This is a genomic window from Betaproteobacteria bacterium (genome assembly GCA_009377585.1).
In the GTDB taxonomy this organism is placed as follows: Bacteria; Pseudomonadota; Gammaproteobacteria; order Burkholderiales; family WYBJ01; genus WYBJ01.
Genome location: WHTS01000070.1, coordinates 1 through 23,553, shown reverse-complemented (window position 1 = coordinate 23,553; position 23,553 = coordinate 1). Strand labels below are relative to the sequence as shown.

Genomic DNA, 23,553 nt, shown 5'->3' with positions numbered 1-23,553 from the left:
GAGGGGTTAGCTCATACGAATATCGGGCAAGCAGACGAGCTTGGCCTCGAAACGGCACGAACGTCTGCTCGACTATATTGCTGCACGTCCTTCAGCGACTCCCGCACCAGCCTGGAGCGGGGGGAGAGAAGAGGTCCGACGACAGGCACACCGATGTAAGAGCGCGCGCGAAGCCCGCGCACCGCTTCGATGCCGGCGAGCCCGATTAACGTTGCTTCCAGCCGGCATCGGGGGCAAAGCGGCGGTCAGGCGGCACCACGAGCAACTGCGTCAGCTCGTCGATACGGCCGATACGCTCGACCCTGTTGACCGCGTCGATGATCTGCTGAGGACGACCAGCCGGCAGGATAGGCTCGACCAACGAGCGAAACTTCTCTTCCACCTCTGCAGCTGACATTGGGTTCTCCGGCAGCCCTTTGGAGTACGGCACAATCTCCTTGATCCGCCGTCCATCCTTAAGCGTGACTTCTATGCCAGCACCTTTGTCGACCGCCGTCCATTCGGCATTGCTCGGCACCATGCACCTGATCTTGCGTGCCGTCTCCACCAGTTTGCCATCCTTCACGTCGACCTTCGGATAGTCCCAGAAGCCGTTTCCGCCGTGCACGCCCCGTCCACCGTGGTGGAGACGCATGGCCATCGAGAACGGAAGACTGAACTGCGCACCGAGAATGTCCTCGGGTTCAACGATCGAACCGATGTGCGACAGGATCTGTTCGCTGTTCGTATATACGATGATCGACTCGACTTCATCGGGGCCGAAATCGATCCGGTCACGTGCCTGGTCGAGCGCATCGAAAGCCGCGTGAATCAGGTGGCAGCACGAATAAGGCTTGAGGGCGTTGTCGAGCGTGTGATAGACCTCGCCCAGCCCTGCGGTCAGCCGGCTCAAATCATAGTCGACCGCGAACACCTTGCAGAAGCCCTTTTCGCCTTCGAGGATCGAGTGAGGGCCCGTGATACCCGCCTTGGCAAACAAAGCGGCTCGCACGCCTGCCGCCGCCGGTATGGCGCAGTGTATGCGTTTAACCGATCCACCAGTCTTCGTATACTCGATAAGGCCAGCCGAATGACTTCCGGCGATTGCTAAGGCGTTCAACGTCGCCTCCTCGTCCAGTCCCATAAGCACCGCTCCGGCTGCAGCGGCGCCGAAGGGACCCACGCCAACAGGCGGGTGATGCCCTCGGTAGATCAGATAAGGCGAGCATGCCCAGGAGATGCGGATTTGAATCTCGTAGGCCACGATAACGGCCAGTAGAAGCTTCTCGCCTGACGCCTTCGCATATTCGCCGATCGCGGTCGCAGCGGGGACCGCTATACCTCCGGGGTGCGTCGGGCTCTTCAGGTGAGTGTCGTCAGTCTCGTTCGCGTGATTGAAGGTGCTGTTGAGGAAGGCGGCATCGTCCGGCGACATCTTGTCGCCGAAGTAGGAAACAGTGGAGTGGGTTCCGCTGCGCGTCGCCTTCATCACTTCATAGTAGGTCTGGCTCCATGGCAGCGTTGCACCCGCAATCTGGCAGCCTAGGTTGTCGAGGATGAATCGTTTGGCGTAGTCCCGGACCTGTTCCGGGACACCCCTGAGGGAAACGTTCGCCGACCAGCGTGCAAGGGCTCTCGTCTCGTTCATGCCTCGTCCTCTCCGTGAGGTTGCCGCCGGGCCTCTCGCGCTCTGCCCGGATGATGCATGTATATTGCGTTGTGCCCGTACTCTTGTCAATTCGAGGTTTCAGTAACTAGCCTGGGTTTCGCCTACCGGAACCTGGAGGTTGTGTAAAATCCGCCTTCCCTTGCTTCCGAAACAAGCCAAATGAATTTACTAAAGGAAAAAGCGGACATGATGAGAGCAGTTCAGCGCACGCTCGCCATTTTCGAGTCTTTCACGAGCGAACGAACAAGCCTGAGCCTGCAGGAGATCGCAAACCGCATCCGGTTGCCGAAATCCACGACATTTCGATTGGTGCAGAGCCTCGATAAGGCGGGCTATCTCGTGCGCCTCGACAACCAGGCCTACTGCCTGTCTTTCCGCGTGACACGTCTCGCCGGGCTCGTCAGGAGCACCTTGGACATTCGCCAACTCGCGAGAGTGACGATGATCGACTTGGCCCGGCAGTCAGGCGAGTCGGTGACGCTGAACCTGGCGAGCGACCGACACCGCATTTGTATAGAAGTGATCGATACACCCTCGCCGCTCATGAGCGTAACAAAGCCGGGTGAGCGTGTGCGACTCATTGACGGTGCGACGGCAAAGGTGCTGATGGCGTGGCTGCCAAAGAAGGAGCAGCAGCAGGCGCTTGTCTACGCGGCAAAGGCCACTGGCAGAAGCCGAGCAGCGCTGATGCGCGAGCTGATGCGCATACGGGACGAGAAGTACGCAGTGACACACGGCGAGCGCGTTCTCGGGCTGACGGCCGTGTCCGCGCCTATCCAGGAGCCTGACGGCGCGGCTCGGCACTGCATTACCGTCACTGGTCCTACGGTGCGGCTGCAGCCGCGTGAGCGCGAGGTGGTCAAGTTGGTGACGCGCGCTGCGTCCGACATATCTCGCCGACTGGGGGCGGAGCCGCAGGGAGTAGAGAAGTAGTCCTCAGTTTGGCTCAGGTGCACGTGCGCTTGCGGCGGCGCCGATGATTTCGACGCCGCACCACCGCTCATAGTGCCGCACCAAGGTGGAGATGTCGTTGCTGTCGCCGTCCTGTGTGATCGCGTAGCCGATGACCTGCTTTATGACAGGAGCAAGCCAGGTCGGAACGCCGTAGTGCTCGGCTTCCTCCAGAAACAGCTTGATGTCCTTGTAGCTGATCATCATCTTCGCTCCATAGTCGAAGGTGCGCGGCAAGACGTTGCGCGGAAACTTGTGCGTAGTGGCGGAGTTGCGCCCGGTTCCGGTATTGATGACCTCGACCATCGTATCGGGGTCGAGCCCGGCTTTCGCCCCGAGCGCAAAAGCTTCGCACGCGGACACGAAGGCGGCGAACGACAGCATGTTGTTGAGCAGCTTCATGAGCTGCGCCTGCCCTGGCTCGGCCCCGACGTAGAAGACGTGCGCGGCGATCCGGTCCAGCAGCGGCTTGATTTCCTCCAGCCTGGATCGTTCGCCTGACACGGTAATCGAAAGCCCACCGGTTCGGGCAGCCGCGGCTCCACCAGTAATGGGGCAATCCATGACGCAGATGTCCGTATCCTCGAGACCGGCGACGAGGTCCCTCACGAATCGCGGACCCGTGGTAGAGAAATTGACGCACGTGCGAATGCGACCGCCATGGCGCAGCCCCTCGCAGCCGAGGACCACCTCGCGAATCGAATCGAGCGTGGGGAGGCAGACGAATACGACGTCCGCGCGGGCAGCCACTTCATGGGGTGAGGCGGCTTGCTCGGCCCCGGCGTCTAGCAGCGGGGCCTGGGCGGCGCGGTCGATGTCGTAAACGACCGCCTGAAATCCTTTGGCGAGGAATGTCTCGGCGATCGGCCCGCCCATGGAGCCAATCCCGACGAAGCCGAGCACGAAGCTCACGTCCCGAGGCAGTGACCCGGAAGATCGCAAGTCTTCGGTCAATGTAGCACCGCGCGCCCTAGTCGACCTTCACCCCTGCCTGCTTGACGACCTTGCCCCACTTTTCGTATTCACTCGCGACGAACTTGGTGAACTGTTCGGGCGTTCCGGTCTTCACCGAGTAGCCTTGGTTAAAGAGCATCGTTTTGACCTTCTCCTGCTGCATGATCCGGTTGACCTCCTCATTGAGCTTCTGGACGATCGTTGCCGGGGTGCCGGTTTTCACCAGCAGTCCGTACCAATTGGAAGCATCGAGCTGCGGATAGCCCAGCTCCGCGAGCGTCGGCAGCCCTTCGAACAGCGGCGTGCGCTCGTTGTCCAGAACCCCGAGCGCCCTCAGCCTGCCTGCTCGCACATGCTCTACGAGCGCCCCCGGGGCGCTGAACATCAGCTCGACTTGGCCGCCGAGCAGCTCGCGAACGGCCGCGCCGCTGCCCTTATAGGGAACGTGGACGACATTCACGTGAGTGACCTGCTTGAACAGCTCCCCCGTCATGTGTCCTATAGTTCCCGCTCCAGGAGAAGCGTAGTTCAGCTTGCCGGGCCGCTTCTGCGCCAACGCGATCAGTTCTTTCGCCGTGTGTACCGGTAACGAAGGATGGGCCGCGATGATCTCTGGCGCAGTGGCTGTTTGAGCGACTCCGGTGAAATCGCGCACGGGGTTGTAGGGTGCCTCGCGGTACAGGTTCGGGGCGATCGCGTGCGTGCTGCTCGTCACGATGATCATAGTGTAGCCGTCGGCCGCCGCCTGAAGAACGACGTTGGATCCGACGGCGCCGGTGCCTCCTGGCCGATGATCGACGATCACCGGCTGACCCCATGCTTCGCTCAGGTGCTGCCCGATCGTTCGTGCCTGCAAGTCGGTTCCGCCTCCCGGAGAGAACGGGACCACCAACCGGATTGGCTTGTTCGGATAAGTCTGCGCCGTCGCCGCCTGGTGGGGAGCTGAGGCCGCTATCAACGCCAGCACTGCAAACCGTAGCTTCATGATCTCCTCCAGTTATGCGCCCTTGAAGCGGGCGATCCGCTTTTCCAGGAAGGCGCTGATGCCCTCCTGCTTGTCTTCGGTGCCGTATATCGTGGTCACGAGAAAGGTTTCGAGCTCGATTGCCGAGGCAAGATCCATCTGCATGCCCCGGTGCACCGCACGCTTGACCAACGCCAAGCTCAAGGGAGCGCGTTCAGCGTATTTCTCGACCAGCGCCTTGGCGGCAGCCAGCGCCCCCCCTTTGGCTGTCAGGCGATTGATCAAGCCGATTCGGTATGCATGGCCGACATCGACCGGGTCCGCCGCGAACAGCATGTCGAGCGCATGGGAAACGCCCACGATACGCGGGAGTCTCTGCGTTCCGCCGGCTCCGGCTACCGTGCCGATACGCGCGCTGGTGATCGCGAACGTGGCGCCTTCTCCCGCTACCCGCAGATCGCAGGCGAGCGCCAGCTCCAATCCGCCGGTGATGCAAAATCCTTCTATGGCCGCGATAACCGGCTTCCCCAGTTCCTCGATCGTAGCGTTGAGGCTATGCCAGCTGTTGAAATAGACCATTCCCTGGGTCGGGGCCTGGACCTTCAGGGCTTCGTTCAAATCCGCGCCGGCTGAAAAGAACTTCTCGCCCCCGGTGATGATTACGCCGCGGGCGCAGGCGTCCACGTCTGCCGCTTTGAGCGCTGAAATCAGTTCGCGCATCATTTCGAGGCTGATTGCATTGCGCTTGGCCGGCCTGTTCAGTGTGATCACGCAAGCTGGGCCATCCTGCGCAGCGGTAATGGTCCGATAAGTCATGGCATCCGTATATGGGTGCCGCTCGCAAAGCGGCGAATGCGCTCAGGTTAGCGCAATTTGCCATGCAGGAGAACAGGTTCCGTTTAACGGAACCTGTGCCCGATTGACATGTACTCGGGAGATTGCGTTATTCTCGTTTTGCAGATGCTGATTGCGCCTTGCACGCGCCGACCCGGATGGGAGACCGCAAGTTGCACTACCAGGACATCCTGTACGAAGCTGCGGGCGGGATCGCCCGCATAACGATCAACCGCCCGGAGAAGCGCAATGCGGTGCGCCCGCTGACGTACGAGGAGCTCACGCATGCCATGCATCGTGCAGCCGATGACCCGGAGATCGGCGTCGTAGTGCTGAGCGGGGCGGGCGACAAGGCCTTCTGTTCAGGAGGCGACGTAGGCGATCAGTCAAGCCGCACCCCTGACGTCGGGCGTATCCACACGCGCCGACTGTTGGCGCTGTCTTCCGTGATGCGGATGATGGACAAGCCCATCCTGGCAAAGATCCGTGGCTACTGCGTCGGCGGCGGAAACGAACTGCACCTTTTCTGTGATATGTCCTTCGCCGGGGAGCACGCCATCTTCGGACAAACCGGCCCGCGAGTCGGCAGCATTCCAGTCTGGGGCGCATGCCAGCTGCTAGCCCGTTATGTTGGCGAGCGCAAGGCGCGCGAGATGGTATTCGGGTGCCGGCAATACACCGCGCAGCAGGCCCTCGAAATGGGCCTAGTAAATTTCGTCGCGCCCGACGACAAGTTGGATGCACTGGTCGACGAGTGGTGTCAGGAGATCCTCAACAAGAGCCCGCAGAGCATTCGCATCGCGAAGCTGGCGCTCAATGCAGGATCCGATCAGGAGTTCTACCAATCGTATTTCCCGAGCAGCGCGCTGCTGGCATCGATCTACGGCAATGACGAAAACATGGAGGGTATCCGGGCCTTTCTCGAGAAGCGGAAACCGGACTTCAGACGCTTCCGACGCAAAGGGCTGTGACGCCGTCGCTATTGGACAACGGCATTTGCTCGCGCGATGAACTCCCGTACGCAATATGCCGGCTTGGTGAAGCCCGGCGAAGGGCAGGCGCAGCAGTTCGATGGGCCGGTGTCGGACAAATGCGAGAAGACGTGCCGCTCGAAACGCGAAGTCGAGGCGCGCACTGGGTCGATCAGGGATGGGAGGACAGGCAACCATGACCGATGAAGCGTTCGTCACGCTCGCCGCGGCGGGCGATGTTGGCACCGGCCACGAGCCGCCCGGCAGCTCGTTCGAGCATGTGCTGGGGATCCTGCGTACGGCCGATATTCGCTTCGCTCAGGTGGAGCGGCTGTACTCGGAGCGCGGTGCATTCCAAGGTCAGGGTGCAGGCTTTCACACGCGCCAGAGGCCGGCCATGGCAGAGGCATTCAAGAGTGTACCGTTCAATGTGCTCTCGATCGGCTCAAACCACACCGGCGACTGGGGTCCCGACGCGGTAATCGACACGATCGAGACGTTCCGCAAGCTCGGCATACCGACGATCGGGGCCGGTCGCGACATAGAAGAAGCGCGAAAACCGGCTCTGCTCCAATGCAAGGGATTTCGGATTGCTTTCCTGGGCTATGTTTCGGTCCTGCTACCGCAATACTGGGCAACGGAGGAGCGGGCCGGAGCGGCACCGATGAGGGCGCACACCTTCTACCAACCATACGAATACCAGCCGGGGGCGCCAGCGCGCGTCGTTACCGTGCCGGACGCGGACGATCTTGCGGCGCTGGTGCACGATGTTCGCGCCGCGCGCGAACAAGCGGATTTCGTATTCGTCTCCCTGCACTGGGGCGTGCATTATGTGCCGGCTCCGGCCGACTACCAACCATTGGTGGCGCACGCGATCATCGATGCCGGAGCGACTGCAGTGCTCGGACACCATCCGCACCAGCAGCAGGGCATTGAGCTTTACGGCGATGGAATCATCTTCTACAGCATCGGCAACTTCGCATTCCACCGCCGTAGCGGGCCTCCGGCTGCATGCATGCCCGACGGCCGCTATCTGCACAAGGCGGTCTATTCCATCGAACCCGAGCCTGGCGTGACGTTCGACTACCGACGCCACTACAACGAGGGCGGGGTGGCTTTCATCCAGGTAGACGGGAAGGGACTTCGCGCAGTGCACTACTTGCCCACCCTGCTCAATGCGCTGGGACAGCCGGAACCGATGAAACGCGAGGACCCTCAGTTCGAGAAGTCGCTGGCTTACTTGAACTGGGCTGGGAAGTTCATAAAAGGCGGCCTAACGGAGATGACGGCATCGGGGGACCGCTACGAGATCTACCGCCGGCCAGCATGAGGGCGCGCAGGGGTCTCGATCGGGTTGCCCTTCCCGTGCTCGCCTGGTTCCTCGGTTGCGGTTCTGCTTTCACCCGCGCAGCAGCACCTCGTCGTTCTTGCGGCCGTGCAGCGATGCGGACAGCGCATCCATGTCCTGGAGCTCGTCGATCCGGCCGATCAGCTCGACGATCTGCTCGGCAGTGGCACGAGAAAGCACAGGGCCGGCAAGGCCAAGGAATTTGCGCTCGATGTCTGCGCGCCCGAGCGGGTAGCGCGAGCTTCCTCGCCGCTGGTCGACTTGCTCGACCCGAACGCTAGCGTCGTCGAGCTCGGCCTCTACCCGGACGGCGTGCCGCGTCGAGGCGCCGCCGGCGTCGAAAACGGGATCGTGGCTTATCCGAATGCGCTCGATGAGAGCCAGAATACGGGGATCGGCGAGACGCGATTCGGCAAACTGCTCGACGAACACTTCTCCGTCGAGCAGCTTCACGGCGGAGGTGTAATAACCGTTCATCTGGGCGGCCACGACGCCAGCCGGCACGTATGGCCAGCCAACATTGCTTACGGCCTTGCGCGACATGTACACGCGAAGCATCTTGAGGTTGCCCGCATTGACACCCTGCTGCATCAGGCGTTCGATCGCATCGATCGTGGTATGCGTGCTCGCGCAGGAGGCGTAGCACTTGAAGCCGACCTCCTGAATCTCCCAATGCTTGCCGAGCTCCGCGGTCGCGGCCGGAATATCTACCCGATCGCATAGCGTGCTGAAGAATCCGCCGAACGACTGCTCCAACGCTGTCCTGCTGCCGGTGAACCCGCGGGCGGCCAGCGTGGCCGCGATGACACCGCTTTGCGCGGCGCGACCGGCATGAAAGCGCTTGCTCATGGCGCCGGTGCGGGCGCCATGCAGTCCCGCTGCCTGGGTTGCCGCGATACCGAGCGCATCGGCCGTGGCCTCGGCATCCAGACCGAGAAGGTTGGCCGCCGTCGCGGCGGCAGCGAGGGTTCCTACGGTACCGGTCGTGTGATGACCGCGCAGGCCGTGGCCAAGCCCGATCGCGATACCGATACGCAATCCGACCTCGTATCCGGCGATGACGGCTGTGAGCAATGCCGATGGGGACTTGTCATAGGCCTCTGCGAGCGCGAATGCCGCGGGAACGGTGACTGCGCCCGGGTGCATGCTGGCGCGCAGGTGGACGTCGTCGAGCTCGAAGCCGTGCGCTGCGGTGCCGTTCGCCATGGCAGCCGCATCGACGCCGCAGCGCTCCTCCCCTCCCCACAAGGAAGCGCGTGCACCAGGGCTCAGGTCGCACGCCGTCGCCGCAGCAATGCGGCCCCAGGGCTGGCGGGAACCGAATAGGCCGCAGCCCAATGTGTCGAGCAGGCAAAGTTTTGCGTGATCCCACGCCGCGTCGGGTATGTCTTCCCGGCGAAGCTTCGACGTGCATTCCGCGAGCCGGGCGGTGACGCAGGCGGCTGCATCGGTGGCTGCTGAATCCAAGGCAATGACGGAACTCATCGGCGTGCCGCTCCTTCAGAACGTGTACCGGCGCAGTCCGCCGTCGACCGGAATTACCGTCCCGCTGATATAGCCCGCGAGGGGCGAAGCCAGAAACACCGCGAGGCATGCCAGCTCCTCCGGCTCCCCGAAGCGGCCCACCGGGATGTGCTGTGCGGCAAATTCCCGACGCACCGGCTCGGGGTTGTTGCGCAGAATCTGTTCACTGATGATGCGCCCTGGAGGAATGCTGTTCACCGTGATGCCGTAGCGGCCCAGCTCCTTGGATAGGCCCTTGGCCCAGGCGTGGACGCCGGCCTTGGCCGAGTACGCTGCATTCAGGCGCACCTGCTCCTGCTTCCCGGTGATGTTGATTATGCGCCCCCACCCGCGCTCGATCATTTGCGGCAGCAGGGCGTGCGTTACCTGACGCACCCGGGTGAAATTAAGCGTCATCGCCTCATCCCACGTCTCCTCCGGGGCATTGATTGGAAGCGGGCGACTGCCACCGGCGCAGTTAATCAGGATATCGACGTGGCCCAATCCGGCGAGCGCCTCTTTCGCGACCCTTTGGGGCGCATCGGAGTCCATGATGTCGGCCACCACGACATGCGGTGCCGGCCCTCCCAAGGCGACGATTTCACCGGCGAGCTCGCGCAACAACTGCTCTCGCCGTGCGGTGATGCAAATTCTGACGCCCTCCTCGGCAAGGCCTTGGGCGATTGCCCGGCCAATGCCCATGCTCGCCCCGGTCACCAAGGCTGTCTTGTTTTTCAGTCGGAGCTCCATCGCGCGTGTCATCCCTCCAGGCATCGTAGGACCATCTGAAGCATAGGCGGCTTGGGCCCGTTTTATCGCCGGCACCCGGCGATGTCAACGCGATTCCATTCAGAAGCACCCGTGCCACGTACCGAAACCGCCCTCGATCAATCGGACCGGGTGCTATGATCTTTGCGAATCATTGCGCAATGCGCGCAGCAGCAGCCTTTGATGGAGGAGTCGAGGCATGCCGATCGCCGTCGCCGTGAACGGAATCGCGCCCGAGCGGATGAACCGACCCGGCAGCACGAGTGCTGGCACACCCGGCTCCCGGGGTACGTCGCATATCGCAAACCAAACTGCCACTGGAGGTGCATCATGAACGACAGCGGTTCCAATGCCTTGACCAGCCGCTCCGCCCACATGGTGGAGCACCTGTTGTCGCTTCGCTTCGACCGCCTGCCCGAGCCGCTGGTACGAGAGGCGCGGATCCGCCTGCTCGATGGCTTCGGTTGCGGCATCTATGGCGCTCTCATGCCATGGGGCAGGATTACGGCCGAGGTGGTCTACGATGAGCAATCTCAAGGGCCCGCGACGATCTACGGGAACCGCAAACCGGCGGCAGCCGCGCGTGCGGCGCTGGCGAACGGGACCGCGACGCACGGGATCGAGCTTGACGACATCTCGCCCGGCGCGCATGTCCATCCCGGAGCAGTCGTTATTCCGGCAGCGCTTGCAACGGCCGAGCGCTGCGAGGTGTCCGGCGCGCAGCTGCTGCTCGGCGTGATCGCCGGCTACGAGGCGATGACGCGGGTGGGGCGCGCCATCGGCGAAGCGGGATGGGGCTTCCACATCACAGGGGTTGCCGGACCGGTCGGTGCGGCCGTTGCTAGCGGGGTAGTACAGGGGTTCTCGGTGGATAAGATGCTGCGGGCGATCGGTATCGCGTGCTCCAGCGCAAGCGGCATCAAGAGCTTCACTCAGGGCAGCGGCGGGATGATCAAGCGCATGCACGCGGGCAGGGCCGCAGAATCAGGCGTTATCGCTTGCGCACTGGCCGAACGCGGCTTCACGGCACCGCTGGCGGCGCTCGACGGCAAGTTCGGCTTGCTGGAAGTGTTCGGGGGCGATCAATCCAGGCCGGACGAGCTCGACAAGGCATTGGGAGAGAACTATGCCATCTCCCGGGTGTGGACCAAGGTCTACCCCTGCTGCGGCGTTCTGCATACGACCGCGCAAGCGTTGCATGCGTTGCGTCTTCAGAACGGGCTCGAGCCTGAGGCGATCGGCAATGTCCGAGTCGGCACCAACAAGCGGGCAATCGCGTTGAACGGGGAAATCGCGCCCAAGGAAACCATGGCGGCGCAGTACAGCATGCCTTTCACGGCGGCAGTCGCCCTGACGCGCGATCCCAGGGACCCGCGTCACTACACCGGGGAAGCGCTGGACGACCCGGAAGTGTGCGATCTCGCGCGCCGCGTCGAGCTGTATGCGGATGCAGAGATGGAAGCGATGTATCCGCGCTACGGAACGCGCGCCGAAGTCATCCTGAAGGATGGGCGCAAGTTCGATACACGGCTGCTCGATGCCCACGGCACGCCGGCCGATCCTTGCAGCGAGGACGAGGCGCAGGACAAATTTCGCTGCCTCGCCGGCGTTGCCATCGGGCGGGATGCGATCGACACTATCGTGTCGCTCGTATCGGGTATCGACAAGCTCGCTTCGGTAGGGCCGCTGTCCGAGTCGCTGCGCGACGGGTCGAAGACGCAATGACCCGTTTGATCCAGGCACTACAGGGCGCCTGATCACTGCTCGCCCGACCGTATCCAGCGTAATCCCGTGAATACAGCGCGTCTGCCAATTCGAGACGCCTTAACGAAGGGATTCCCGGCGCGTACCGTTGTCGATGTCAGCAGCGGTACGCGCGGGGACCGCGATCGGTGCTTCGGCGCCGCTCGAACGGATCCGTTACTTCGCCAGCTTCGCCTCGCGTATGACCTTGCCCCACTTCGCGATCTCCGCCTTGATCGCCTCCGCATACTCCTCGGGAGTGCTCGCCACGACTTCGGTCCCTGCGTCCATGAAGCGTCTACGGATTTCGGGCTTCTGCAACACCTGCACGATCTCCTTATTGAGCTGGTTCACGATGACGGGCGGCGTCTTTGCGGGAGCGAACAGGCCGAAGGGAGAAACGAAATCGTATCCAGGAAGCCCGGACTCGGCGATTGTCGGCAATCCGGCAAGGAGTTCGGAGGGCTTCGCGCTGGTGATCGCCAGCCCGCGCAGGCGGCCACTCCGGATGTGCGGTGCCACCGAGCTTGCGGTCGCGAACATCAGGTGTACCTCGCCGGAAACGAGCGCGGTCAGGGCGGGGCCGGCGCCACGGTAGTTGATCCTGACCATATCGACTCCCGCCATCACCTTGAAGAGCTCGGCAGGCAAGTGATTTGCGCTCCCGGTGCCGGACGTGGAGAAGTCCAGCTCACCGGGCCGTTTCTTCGAGAGTGCAATCAGCTCCCTGACCGATTTGACGGGCAGCGAGGGATGCACGGTCAGGACGCTGGGGGAGGTGGATGCGAGGCATACGGCAGCGAAGTCCCTCACGACATCGTATGGCGCCTTCTCGAACAATGGACCTATGGTGAAGCTGCCAGCGGCGACGAGCAGGGTGTAGCCGTCCGGCGGGGACTTCGCCAGCAGATCGCCTTGTATGAAGCCACCGCTCGGGCGGTTGTCGACGATGACGTCCCAGCCCTTGCTTTCGTTCAGTCCCTGCGCCACCAGGCGCGCCAGGAAGTTGTTTGCACCACCGGGAGGCGAGGCGATGATGCGTATGGGCTTGGCCGGAAAATCCTGCGCGTGCGCGGCAGTCCCGCCCAGGAATACAAGTCCGATGGAAAGCAGGCAGCGCGAAGCGTGTGGTTTCATGGCATCTCCTCCTTGCTTGTGGATGACTGTGCCGGCCGCTGAAAGGCTTGCCCGCGAGTGAGCGCCTCGCGCGATTGGGAGTGAGGCACCGCGGCGGCCGCGCTGGCCGCCCGGCTCCTGCCGCACAGGCGTTCGCCGCTTATCTGCCCGCTTTGACCAGCAACTTCGCAAGCTTGGCCGCGTCGTCCATCTGCTCCATTCCCAGGATAGTGTCTCGAATTTCGGCCACCTGCTTCTGCGGGAGGACGTGCTTTACCAGCTTCTCGAACTTTTCGATGATCTCCGCATCGGAGGCGAACCGGGATTCACTGCCGCGTTGCGCTTCGACCGTTTCCTCCATTCGCGTACCGTCCTTGAGGAAGACCTCTACGCGGACGTAGTAACGGTTGCCCATCCGGGTGATCTCCGGCTCCGCGATGAACTCCACCTTTCGTGAATGGGCGATACGCTGCGGGTCGGCCATCTTCGACTCGTCGCACTGATCGACGAAGAAATCGCCTTCGAGGAGCAGCGTTGCCACGACGTAGGGCATGCAGAACTGCATATTGGTCGAACCCGACGGCTCGTACTTCCAGAATACATGGTCCTTCGTGACCTGCGAGCCGTGCACCACGATCTTCTCGACCTCGTCGGCGGTGAAGGGCCGGCGCTCGCGCATCAGTCGGATTGCATCGAGCGTCGAGTGGTTGCTCGCGGCCGCCGAGTAGAACTTGAGGGAGTCGTACATCGTCTCCCAGTGCTCGCCGAGCCCCCGGGTCAGCTCTTCCCATTTGATCCATTCTCGTTTGCGTGAGAACGTGGTACAGAAGCCGCCGTATTCGCTCTCGAATACGTTCTTGATGCCGGTATAGCCGACGCTCGCCAACATTCCAGCGTAAAGGCCGTTCTGCGCCGAGCGGCCGTGGTTCATCCGTTTCACCATTGCGCCGTACTGGACCGCCATGATGCCGCCAGTAAAGGTCCCGGCGATGCCGAGGGCATCGATCGTGCTCTCCTCGGAGAGGCCAAGGGCGGCCGCCGAGGAGGCTGCACCGGCGAAGGCGCCTACGGTGGCGCCGGAATGCCAGCCCTGGCCCAGGTGGTCGGGTCCCATGCACATGCCGACGCGCGGCCCCACTTCGTAACCGGCCACGGCGGCCGTGATGAACCGCTTGCCTGTCATACCACCCCGCGCTTCGGACAGGGCCACGATTGCCGGAAGCGTGGTCGGTCCGATATGCATTGCGCCTTTGCGGTGAATGTCGTCGAGCTCGAAGCCCTGCACCATGGTGCCGTTCAGCAACGCCGCGTGCGGCGCCGAGACCCGCTTGTCGGTGCCCCACAAACCGCAACTACGGCTTTCGTCGACGGCAGTGATCGCCTCGATGGCGAGCTGGCTGTGGTGTTTCGTCGATCCGTAGATGCCGCAGCCGATGGAGTCGAGGATGAGCAGCTTGATACGGTGCCGCACTTCCGCAGGAATTTTCTCGTACGTCAATCCGGAAACGAACTGGGCGATCTTTTTCGTGTAGCGGTTGTCGGCCTGCGTCGTTTGGTGCTCGCCGTGCGCTTCTGAGGTAGCTGCCTGCGTCATTTCGGATGCTCCTTCTCATTGAATCGAAATCACCCCGCGGCGGAGTGGCTGCGAGAGCGCGTGCTATTGGAGGACGAGCCCGGTGGCCTTCACCAGCTTGTTCCATTTCGCTTCCTCTTCCGCCACCAGCGCCGTCAGTTGTGCCGGCGTGCTGTGGCGTGTGTCCGCCCCGTCGGCCGCCATCTTGTCGACCACCTTCTGCATCTTCAGCACCTGGGCGATCTCCCGGTTCAGCTTCTCGATGATCGGCTTTGGCGTGCGAGCGGGCGCGACGATGGCGTACCACCCGGTAACGTCGAATCCCGGTAGGCCGCTCTCCGCCACGGTCGGCACGTCGGGAAGCTGCGCCGAGCGCGTGGCGCTGCTCGCGGCGAGCAGCTTCAGCCGCCCGGCCTTGACGTGAGGGATCGAGGACGTGGCGCTCGCAAAGAGGAACTGGATCTGGCCGCGCATGAGATCGAGGAGCCCTGGGCTGGCGCCCTTGTAAGGAACGTGCACCATGTCGATCTTCGCCATGTCCTTGAACAATTCGGTGGCGAGGTGCGCCATCGAGCCGACGCCTGTCGATCCATAGTTCAGCTCGCCCGGGCGGCTCTTGGCATATGCAATCATCTCCTTGACGTTCTTGACGGGCAGGCTCGGATTGGTGGTCAGGAGGTAAGGCTGAGACGTCAGCTGCGAGATCGCCGCGAACGTATTGCGCATGTCCACGGGCTCCTTGTGAATCAGACTGGCCCCGATAACCTGGCTGCCCGACAGCATGAGAAGGGTGTAGCCATCCGGGCTTGCGTCAGCGGCGAGCTTGCGCGCGAATACGCCTCCTGCGGACGGCCTGTTGTCCACGATGATCGGTTGCCCGAGAAGCTCCGAGACGGCATCGCCGACCACGCGGGCGGTGATGTCGGTCCCGCCGCCCGGGTTGAAACCGACGAGGAGGCGAATTGGCCTCGTGGGATAGCGCTCCGCGTCGGCAGCGCTTGCGAACGGAACCGCTGCCGTGAATGCGAGGCAGGCGCTCACGCCAAAGATCCAGCCTTCCGGTGCCAGTCTCATGAATCCTCCTTGTACTGCGCGAGCGCTGTTGCCGATACGCCCGTCACTTTCCATTCGGCGGCCCGCTACCGGTTTACCCCCTGCCGGTGAAGCGGGCAGCATTGCGTCCGGCGATGCGCCCGAACACGGTTCCGTTGGTGAGGCCGCTGCTGCCGGGGTAGTTGAAGTAGAACAGGCCCGCCGCCATTTCCCCGGCGCAGTAAAGACCGGCCAGCGGGCGGTCTGCCATGTCGAGCACCTGCGCATCGGTATTGATCTTGACACCGCCGAAGGTGAAGGTGATGCCGCAAGTGACCCCGTAAGCCTCGAACGGACCGTCTTCGATGGTGTTGGCCCAATTCGACTTCGGTATCGCGAGACCCTCAGTTCCTCGACCATCCAGCACATTCGGATTGAACGGGACGCTCTTCTTGATGGCGGCGTTGTATTCGCGAATCGTCGCGATCAACCGCCGAGCATCCACGCCTTCCATGCGCGCCGCAAGCTCCTCGAGGGTATCGGCGCGCACGCGGGTAACCCGCTTTATGCGGTACTCCTCGCGCTGTAGATGGAAGACCTTGGAGTCGAAGATCTGCCAGGCGACTTGTCCGGGCTGCGACAGGATTATGCGACCATACTTCGCATAGGTGTAGTTGCGAAAATCCGCGCCTTCGTCAACGAACCGTACGCCGTCGTTGTTGACCATTACGCTGAACTGGTAGCTGTGCTTCTGGAACCGGTCCCCGATCGTGCGGTCGCCGAAATCGGGGGCATTCATATCCCATTCGGTCGCGTGGCAGCCCGACCAATTGCCGTACGGCTGCGCGCCCACTTCCAGCGCCATGCGGATGCCGGCGCCTGTGTTGTAGCGTGTACCTCGCACCTTGGCGAGGTCCCAGCCGGGACCGAGGTAGCGCGTTCTCCATTCGGCGTTGGCCTGAAAGCCTCCGCAAGCCAGGATCACCGCGCCGCCGCGCACCTCCATCGTCTTCCCGCCAATGTCGGCCTGCACCCCACGTACCGTCCGATCCTGCTGCAACAGGCGACGGCCTTCCGCTTCGTAGTAGACATCGATGCCGGCTCGTTTCGCCGCGGCGTAGAGGGAATCCACCAGACCGATACCTGCGCCGACCGCACCGACGGTGACGCCGCCCCAGAACTTGCGCCTGGCCCCTACCTTGAACGACTGGGCCGCGTACACGGGAATAAAGCGCACGCCCTGACGTCGCTGCCAATGCAGTGCATCGTTGCTCCCGCGAACCAGTACCTCGCACAAATCGGGATGCGTGCGATAACTCGTAACTCGCGCCATATCATCGAAAAACTGCTCCTCGCTGTAGCTCGAGAAATCGGTCTCCGCGATTTCGGCGTCGCTCAGATCGGGGACCAGGGCCTTGATGTCGTCCAAGCCGGAGTAAACGGCGCGCATGGTGCCGGCAGTGTAGGCACTATTGCCGCCGCGCTCCTCTTCGGGAGCACGCTCGAGCACCGCGACCGTCGCGCCGTTCTCGCGGGCGGACAGTGCGGCGGAAAGTGCCGCATTGCCGCCACCGACCACAACCACGTCATAGTCCGAAATGCTCATCAGAAACCCTTGCCGATCGAATGGGCGCCAGTATGCGACACATCCTGGATGAAGCAGACTCTACGGAACTGGGGAACGCTAGTCAAACATCGGACCAGGTTCCGAGGACTGAAACCGACGCCGAAAGCATACACCATCGCGTATGATGACCAGCCGCGCAAGGAGGAGTACGCGTCATGGAACTGCGATACGACGGCCGAACGGCACTGATCACCGGCGGTGCGAGAGGCATTGGCTATGCCGCCGCGCGCATCATGTCGGTCGGGGGCGCCCGTCTGGTGCTCGCGGATATCAACGGTGAAGCCGTGGAACGGGCGGCGCGGAAGCTCGAGGAGGAAACGGGCCACCGCGTAGTCGGTGTGAAAACCGACGTCACGTCCGAATCGCAGGTCGATGGCCTGTTCGAGCGAGCGGAGAGTCTGTTTGCCGGAGTCGATATTCTGGTCAGCAGCGCGGCAATCCTGGACGACAAGCTCTTCGTCGAGTCGCAACCTGCGGATTGGCGCCGCATGCTCGATGTGTGCCTGTACGGTCCCATGCTGTGCCTGCGCCGGGCGCTTCCCGGCATGACGGCAAAACGCTACGGTCGCGTCGTATGCCTCGCTTCCGATGCAGCTCGACTGGGCCAGGCGCGGTTGTCCTACTATGCCGCAGCCAAGGGCGGCGTCGTGGCCTTGGTCAAGTCGGTGGCGCAGGAAGTGGGGAAAAGCGGCGTCACCCTCAATGTCGTATCCCCGGGCGCTACTAATACGGAGTTGCGGCAGGAGCGCGAAGCGCAGATGCGTGCCGCCATGGGGGAGGAGAAGTACGAGCGGCGCGTGCAGACGGTGCTGAGGATGTATCCGACTGGCCGGACCGGCGAGCCGGACGACATCGCCTCGATGATCGCCTTTCTGGCGAGCGAGCGCGCCTCGTGGATCACTGGCCAGGTGATCAGCGTCAACGGCGGCTACGCGATGCCATAGCGGGTACAGTCGAGCGTTCTTCGCAACACCAATGCCTTCCCGCTACTGGCTGATACCAGAAACCTATACGAATCGATACGAACAGGACGGCAATGAACGCAATGACAGAGCACCTGAAAGTGTTAGTGCGTCGATCCGGTGGGGAAGCCGGTAGCGGAAAGCGGCTCGCCCACTGACGTATTTGTAGCGAAAAGGGGATTCATATGGCTCAACAAGGTACGCAGTCTGTAACATTGATGGCAGGGGGCGACATCGGGCCGGTCGTAGGCCCCACCGCACGGTTCGCGGAACTCATTGCACCGGTGCTCCAGCAAGCGGACATTCGTTTCGGCCAGTGCGAAAGGACTTATTCGAAGCGCGGCTGGGAGCCTCACTTCTCCAATGGACCGACCGGACAGCTTACGCGCCTCGATCCGGAGTTGGCGGAGGTCTGGAAAGCGTCGGACATGGACGTCATCTCGGTGGCCAGCAATCACGCCATGGATTGGGGTCCCGAGGCGCTGCTGGATACGATCGAATTGTTCCGGGGCATGGGCAAGCAGGTCTGCGGCGGCGGCGCCAATGCCGAGGAGGCGCGCCGTCCGGTCATCGTGGAGCGCAACGGTATCCGCATCGCATTCCTTGCCTACTGCTCGGTCTTGCGCGACGGGCAAGCCGCCATCGGTAGCAAGGCGGGCATCGCCCCGGTACGCGCGCATACCTACTATGCCCCCGAGGAGTTCCAGCCGGGGACGCCGCCGAAGATCATTACCGAGCCCTACGAGGAAGACGTGAAAGCCATGGAGGACGACATCCGCAGGACGAAGCAGCAGGCCGATGTCGTGATCTTGTCGATCCACTGGGGATTGCGACATGTGCCGAAGACGATCTGCACCTACCAGACCCCGGTCGCGCATGCCGCGATCGACGCAGGCTGCGATCTGATCCTCGGGCATCACGCGCACTCGATCAAGGCGATCGAGGTCTACAAGGGCAAGGTCTGCTTTTACAGCATCGGCAACTTCATGACGACGGGCTCACAAAAGCGCAATCCAAACACCTTCGACTGGAACCTGGTATGGTTTCCGATAGACAAGGAGTGCCTCCCGCCGCACGGTATCTACCAGTTCCCGACTCATTGCCGTAAAACGATGATCGCCAAGGCTGTCGTTGGCAAGAACGGGATAGAGCGGGTGTCCTTCCTTCCCGCCTTCATCAACCCGCAGGCCCAGCCCTATGTCCTGGCACCCGAAGACCCCAAGTTCCAGGAAATCGTCGACTGGACGGAATGGGTGTCGGACCAGCACCCGCACAAGTTCCGCGTGGAAGGTGGTGAGGTGGTGGTCGATACGATGCAGACCTGATGCTCCTGTTCAGTACGAGGAAAGCAGCCTCGGCTCGCCAAGCTGCGGTTCGCGACACAAGCGCGCGCGGCTCACGCTCGCGTACGCGCGAATCTTTGCTTGGGGTCGTTCACTCGCGCTTCTCCAGCGCTTCGAACACGGAATCGGCGTCCTCCGCGGTATCGACGCGCCACAGAGCACCGAGCGCGCCTTCGATGCGCTTCTCTGGCAGCCAGCGCCGCGCATGGCGCCGGAATTTGTGCTCGACGTCGGCGTCGGACATGGGATTGCGGGGATGGCCGAGGGGATAGTCTGTCTGGGCGATGCGGGTCTCGCCATTCCGTAGCAAGACCCCGATCCGGCATGCCAGTTGTTCGGGGAAGCGGCTGGTGAGTTCCCGGTCTTCTCTGATGGTGATCCGGTCCATCAGAGCGTGCATGCGCGGATCACGCAGGCGCTCGGGCTCGAATGCCGAGTCGTCGAACCGACCGTGCAGCAATGCCGACGCGATTACGTAGGGCAGGCTGTGATCGGCTGCCTCGCGCGTCCGCGGCCGCCATTTCTCGGGCCCGCTGCCGATGACTTGCCAGGCGAATCGATAGGTGTCGACGGTCACGGTTTCAATTTCATCCGCTGCCGTGCATCGGCTGAGTTCCAGGGCGGCGGTGAGCGGCGATAGCGAATGCGCTTCCGAGGCAAAACACTTGAGCGTTACGGTCTCGATGCTGTACGGGCCGCCGCTGGCCGCAAGGGGCTGCAGTTCGAATGGACCTGTCAGCGCCTCGAGTCCGTGCGCGCCCGAGAGCGCGCTGTCCGGCCCTGTCATCCCGGCTTGCGCGAGCAAGGCCGCAAAAACGCCATTGCGCGCCGCATTGCCGCCGGCGCATCCCTTCCACATTGCGACATCGCCGTAGCGCGTGGCATCGAGCGCGACATTCGGGGTTGCCGCGAGGGCAATCGCCTCCGCAATCCGGTGCCGCTCGAGTCCCAGGATCTTCGCGGTTGCCACGGCACTCGCCACAGTCGTATAGAGAACGTTGTCCATTCCCTTCTGGCGCAGATCGGTCGCGCGCCAGAGCGCATGGTAGATCTCGTAGGCGAGCACCATCGCCTCAATGACCGAACGTCCGCGGCAACGTTTCAGATCGGCGGCGGCGAGAATCGCCGCGATGGTATCGCTCGGGTGGCCTCCGCCGCCGGGAAAGGTATCGTTCGCATCAAGATATCGGCTGGCTGCACCGTTCGCGAATGCTGCAAGCTCCGCAACCGTGCGCTGCGAAGTTCCGAGGATTCGCGCGCCGGAAGGAACGCTGGCCCGCATGGCCATCTCGCGCGCGATCCGAACCGGCTCAGTATGCAAGGCGCCTAACGCGCATCCGAGGGTATCGATGAAGATGCGCCGGCACTGATGAACGGCGCGTGCAGGAATCTCGGCGTAGGAGAACCTTTGCGCATAACCGGCAAGGCTTTCGACCTTCGGGTCGATTTTGAAACGAGCTTCGATGGCACTGGACACCGGTCGTTGAGGCGGAATCACTTTACACATTCCGTGGCACATCGGCAATGTTCGCACTTGTGCGCACCGACGGACATTGGGACTGCATTGGCGATCGCCCGCGTATACTGCCGATACGTGTCGTTCGCTTCCAAATCCACGCGTATCGAACACCGAGTGCGATCAGACGGGACGGGAAGAGCTGCTCGTCGGCGCGCTCCTCCGTTGCGCAGAAGAGCTGAAGAAGGAAGAGAATCCATATGACGACAGCCGCTCAGATCCTCGGCAAGTTTGCTGCCGAGCTCCGCTTCGAGGACATCCCCCGTCCGGTGTTAAGGCGAGCCAAAGACTGCATCATCGATACCATCGGGGTTGCAGCCTTCGGCTCCCGGTTCTCCTGGAGCCGAATGGTAGCGGAGTATGCCCGCCGTTACGGACGGGGGGGCCGTTGCTCGCTCGTTGGCTTGCCGGAAGAGCGTGTTCACGCTCCCTTCGCAGCGCTGGCAAACGGCACCTTCGCCAATGCATTCGAGCAGGACAATTCGTATTACCCGCAGGCGGGAGCTCACAGCGGTTCACCGCTGGTGCCTCCGGTGCTCGCGATGTGTGAAGAAACCGGGGCTGATGGAAAGACGGCTCTTGCGGCGTTCGTAGCGGCCTGCGAAGTGAATTACCGCATCGGAGAGGCAGCGCACCACGGTGAGACCTCCCCCGAGCCTTTGGGATTTCATGCGCCGGCCCTCGCCGGCACTTACGGCGCGGCGGTGGCAGCCGGGCGCGTCCTGAATCTCGATGCCAGCGCAATGGCCCATGCTCTCGGCATCGCGGGCTCGTTGTCTTCGGGAATCCTGGCTCTGACCAAGTCGAAGCAAGGCGGAATGGTCAAGCGCCTGCACCTTGGCCGGGCAGCCGAGTCCGGCGTGCTCGCGGCGCAGCTTGCAGCCCTGGGCCATACCGGGCCGGAAACCGTCCTGGAAGGACAGTTCGGGTATCTGCAGGTTTATTGCCGCGGTGGCGATGCATCCCGGCTCACCGCAGGGTTCGGACAGGACTGGAAGACGCTGTGCATCGCGATGAAGCGGTATGCTCTCCACGGCTCGGCACAGATTCCGGTGCAATCGTTGCGCGAGCTGATGGCCGAGTACGGTTTCAGCGGCAACGACGTTGCCAAGGTCGTAGTCCAAGGCGGCAAGAAGCTGATCACTCACCACAACATCGTTGAACCGGGCGAGATCATGCATGCCCAGTACAGCGTTCCCTTCTGTGTTGCGCTGGCGCTTTTTCGCGATCCCGAGGACCCAGCGTCGATCGATGAAAGCGCGCTTCAGGATGAGGCGATTCGTACCGCCTGCCGCTCTGTTGTGGAGCTTCGTGAATGGCCCGAATCCGACCAGTCGTTCAGCGCGCGCATTGTAGTGCGGCTTAAGGACGGTCGCGAGTTCGTGCGCGCGGCCGCGACGTTCAAGGGCAGGCCCGACAATCCATTGAGCCGGGACGAGTTGCGGCGCAAGTTTCTATTGTCGATGGGAAGAGAGAAAGCCGCGGGGCTTTTCGAACGTTTGGATGCCCTGGAAGAACAAGCACGCTTCTCCGTGCAGTAACGTTCAGTTATTCCGCTGGTTCTCCTCTACAGTCGGTACGTTGTTCATTCGGACTCAGCCCGGACGCGAGAGACCTAACCTGATTGCGATCGTCGGCCCAGCTTACTGAGCCTTGATGCCAGCCGCCTTGATGACCTTGCCCAGGCGATTCATCTCGTCTCTGACTTTTTCGGCGAGCTGAGCGGGCGAGCCACCGACTGTTTCCATGCCGAGCTTGAAGAAAAGTTTCTTGACGTCCGGCGAAGCGAGGACGCGCACGATCTCATTGTTCAACCGCTCGATGATGGGCTTCGGTGTGCCGGCGGGAGCGAAAACACCATATATCGCGAGCGACTCGTAGCCAGGTAGACCGGACTCCGCAATTGTCGGCAGGTCAGGTGCCACCCTCGAACGCTCGAGACTCGTAACGGCGAGCGGCTTGACGCGCTCGAGTTTTATAAGCGGAATCACGGAGCCGGCGGTCGGGAACATCACTTGTACCTGGCCGGCCATCACATCGTTCAGGCCGGCGCTTGCCCCCTTGTAGCCAATACGCACGATGTCTACGCCTGCCATGTACTTGAAAAGCTCGGCAGCGAGATGGTTCGACGCGCCGAGACCGCTGGACGCATAATTGAGCGCGCCGGGCTTGGCCTTCGCAAGTGCGATCAACTGCTGTACGGAGTTGACGGCCAGCCCATTGGAGACCACGAGGATGTTGGGGGCGACAGTCGCCGTCGTGACAGGCGCGAAATCGCGCACCGGATCGTACGGCGTCTTCTGCAACAGCGGCCCGGTCCACAAAGCATTGTTGTAGAAGAGCAGCGTGTAGCCGTTCGGCGTGGCTTTGGCGACGATCTCGCCGGGAATGACACCGCTCGCCCGGTTGTCGACGATCACCTGCTGGCCCAGCGCTTCGGTGAGCCCGCGCGCAATGGCACGCGCCTGGACGTCGTTGCCGCCGCCTGCCTGGGACGTAACCATGCGAAGCGGTCGCTCCGGGAATGCCTGCGCCGCGGATGGGTTCGCCGCGCAGGTGAGGAGTGTTGCGAGCAAGGCAATACTGCTTAGAATTTATCCGTAAATAATGTTTATCTTTAAGTGCACCTTGCGCCACGCGATGATTGCAGCGGCGATGTGGTTGAGCGCGAGGAAGCTGCGCTCAAGCTTCTCGTAGCGC

The 23,553-nt window shown here is 62.5% G+C and carries 20 protein-coding genes; 7 read left to right on the top strand and 13 right to left on the bottom strand.

What is annotated here, in order from left to right:
• Positions 1-205: 205 nt before the first annotated feature.
• Positions 206-1,627: a hypothetical protein gene (locus tag GEV05_19890; protein MPZ45607.1), complete on the bottom strand. Its 1,422-nt coding sequence runs from the start codon at positions 1,625-1,627 to the stop codon at positions 206-208.
• Positions 1,628-1,834: 207 nt separating this feature from the next.
• On the opposite strand from GEV05_19890, the gene GEV05_19885 reads away from it, so the two are divergent.
• The gene (locus GEV05_19885; GenBank protein MPZ45606.1) at positions 1,835-2,581 is read left to right on the top strand and encodes a helix-turn-helix domain-containing protein; all 747 of its coding nucleotides are present in this window, start codon (positions 1,835-1,837) and stop codon (positions 2,579-2,581) included.
• Between the two features lie 3 nt (positions 2,582-2,584).
• On the opposite strand, the gene GEV05_19880 is transcribed toward GEV05_19885, so the two are convergent.
• The 3 genes from GEV05_19880 to GEV05_19870 are packed head-to-tail and all read right to left on the bottom strand — an operon-like array spanning position 2,585 to position 5,333.
• A complete protein-coding gene (locus GEV05_19880; GenBank protein MPZ45605.1) occupies positions 2,585-3,511 on the bottom strand; it encodes an NAD-binding protein in 927 nt (308 codons plus the stop codon).
• Positions 3,512-3,569: 58 nt separating this feature from the next.
• Positions 3,570-4,538 carry a tripartite tricarboxylate transporter substrate binding protein gene (locus GEV05_19875; GenBank protein ID MPZ45604.1) on the bottom strand — a complete coding sequence of 323 codons (969 nt, stop codon included), beginning with the start codon at positions 4,536-4,538 and terminating at the stop codon, positions 3,570-3,572.
• A gap of 12 nt (positions 4,539-4,550) precedes the next feature.
• Entirely contained in the window at positions 4,551-5,333 is a 783-nt protein-coding gene (locus GEV05_19870; GenBank protein ID MPZ45603.1) for a hypothetical protein, read from the bottom strand.
• A 176-nt stretch (positions 5,334-5,509) separates the two neighbouring features.
• On the opposite strand from GEV05_19870, the gene GEV05_19865 reads away from it, so the two are divergent.
• Complete coding sequence (locus GEV05_19865) at positions 5,510-6,322, top strand: 1,4-dihydroxy-6-naphthoate synthase (protein ID MPZ45602.1); 813 nt, start codon at positions 5,510-5,512, stop codon at positions 6,320-6,322.
• A gap of 100 nt (positions 6,323-6,422) precedes the next feature.
• Positions 6,423-7,652 (top strand): CapA family protein, encoded by a 1,230-nt coding sequence (locus GEV05_19860; GenBank protein ID MPZ45601.1) that lies wholly within the window; start codon positions 6,423-6,425, stop codon positions 7,650-7,652.
• Between the two features lie 69 nt (positions 7,653-7,721).
• Here the strand turns inward: GEV05_19860 and GEV05_19855 are convergent, their stop codons facing one another.
• Both GEV05_19855 and GEV05_19850 read right to left on the bottom strand, forming a co-directional pair.
• Positions 7,722-9,155, bottom strand: a complete 1,434-nt coding sequence (locus tag GEV05_19855; protein ID MPZ45600.1) for an MmgE/PrpD family protein — start codon at positions 9,153-9,155, stop codon at positions 7,722-7,724.
• 15 nt (positions 9,156-9,170) lie between these two features.
• Entirely contained in the window at positions 9,171-9,923 is a 753-nt protein-coding gene (locus GEV05_19850) for an SDR family oxidoreductase (GenBank protein ID MPZ45599.1), read from the bottom strand.
• A 201-nt stretch (positions 9,924-10,124) separates the two neighbouring features.
• Here GEV05_19850 and GEV05_19845 point away from each other — a divergent pair, with 201 nt between their 5' ends.
• A complete protein-coding gene (locus GEV05_19845; protein ID MPZ45598.1) occupies positions 10,125-11,666 on the top strand; it encodes an MmgE/PrpD family protein in 1,542 nt (513 codons plus the stop codon).
• A 195-nt stretch (positions 11,667-11,861) separates the two neighbouring features.
• On the opposite strand, the gene GEV05_19840 is transcribed toward GEV05_19845, so the two are convergent.
• From GEV05_19840 to GEV05_19825, 4 genes are all read right to left on the bottom strand, one after another.
• Positions 11,862-12,821, bottom strand: a complete 960-nt coding sequence (locus GEV05_19840) for a tripartite tricarboxylate transporter substrate binding protein (protein ID MPZ45597.1) — start codon at positions 12,819-12,821, stop codon at positions 11,862-11,864.
• Between the two features lie 139 nt (positions 12,822-12,960).
• Entirely contained in the window at positions 12,961-14,394 is a 1,434-nt protein-coding gene (locus GEV05_19835) for an MmgE/PrpD family protein (GenBank protein MPZ45596.1), read from the bottom strand.
• A gap of 63 nt (positions 14,395-14,457) precedes the next feature.
• Positions 14,458-15,549, bottom strand: a complete 1,092-nt coding sequence (locus GEV05_19830) for a tripartite tricarboxylate transporter substrate binding protein (GenBank protein MPZ45595.1) — start codon at positions 15,547-15,549, stop codon at positions 14,458-14,460.
• Positions 15,521-17,011, bottom strand: coding sequence for an FAD-dependent oxidoreductase (locus tag GEV05_19825; GenBank protein ID MPZ45594.1), 1,491 nt, complete (start codon positions 17,009-17,011; stop codon positions 15,521-15,523). The genes GEV05_19830 and GEV05_19825 overlap by 29 nt, the downstream gene beginning before the upstream one ends.
• 176 nt (positions 17,012-17,187) lie before the next feature.
• Between GEV05_19825 and GEV05_19820 the strand changes: the two genes are divergently transcribed.
• The gene (locus tag GEV05_19820) at positions 17,188-17,976 is read left to right on the top strand and encodes an SDR family oxidoreductase (protein ID MPZ45593.1); all 789 of its coding nucleotides are present in this window, start codon (positions 17,188-17,190) and stop codon (positions 17,974-17,976) included.
• A gap of 203 nt (positions 17,977-18,179) precedes the next feature.
• The gene (locus GEV05_19815) at positions 18,180-19,319 is read left to right on the top strand and encodes a CapA family protein (protein ID MPZ45592.1); all 1,140 of its coding nucleotides are present in this window, start codon (positions 18,180-18,182) and stop codon (positions 19,317-19,319) included.
• Between the two features lie 109 nt (positions 19,320-19,428).
• Here the strand turns inward: GEV05_19815 and GEV05_19810 are convergent, their stop codons facing one another.
• Entirely contained in the window at positions 19,429-20,856 is a 1,428-nt protein-coding gene (locus GEV05_19810) for an MmgE/PrpD family protein (GenBank protein MPZ45591.1), read from the bottom strand.
• A 197-nt stretch (positions 20,857-21,053) separates the two neighbouring features.
• Here GEV05_19810 and GEV05_19805 point away from each other — a divergent pair, with 197 nt between their 5' ends.
• Positions 21,054-22,394: a hypothetical protein gene (locus GEV05_19805; GenBank protein ID MPZ45590.1), complete on the top strand. Its 1,341-nt coding sequence runs from the start codon at positions 21,054-21,056 to the stop codon at positions 22,392-22,394.
• 102 nt (positions 22,395-22,496) lie between these two features.
• Here the strand turns inward: GEV05_19805 and GEV05_19800 are convergent, their stop codons facing one another.
• Together GEV05_19800 and GEV05_19795 are read right to left on the bottom strand one after the other, a co-directional pair.
• Positions 22,497-23,357 carry a tripartite tricarboxylate transporter substrate binding protein gene (locus GEV05_19800; protein ID MPZ45589.1) on the bottom strand — a complete coding sequence of 287 codons (861 nt, stop codon included), beginning with the start codon at positions 23,355-23,357 and terminating at the stop codon, positions 22,497-22,499.
• Positions 23,358-23,447: 90 nt separating this feature from the next.
• The coding region (locus GEV05_19795) for an IS5/IS1182 family transposase (GenBank protein ID MPZ45588.1) at positions 23,448-23,553 on the bottom strand (106 nt) is incomplete at its 5' end.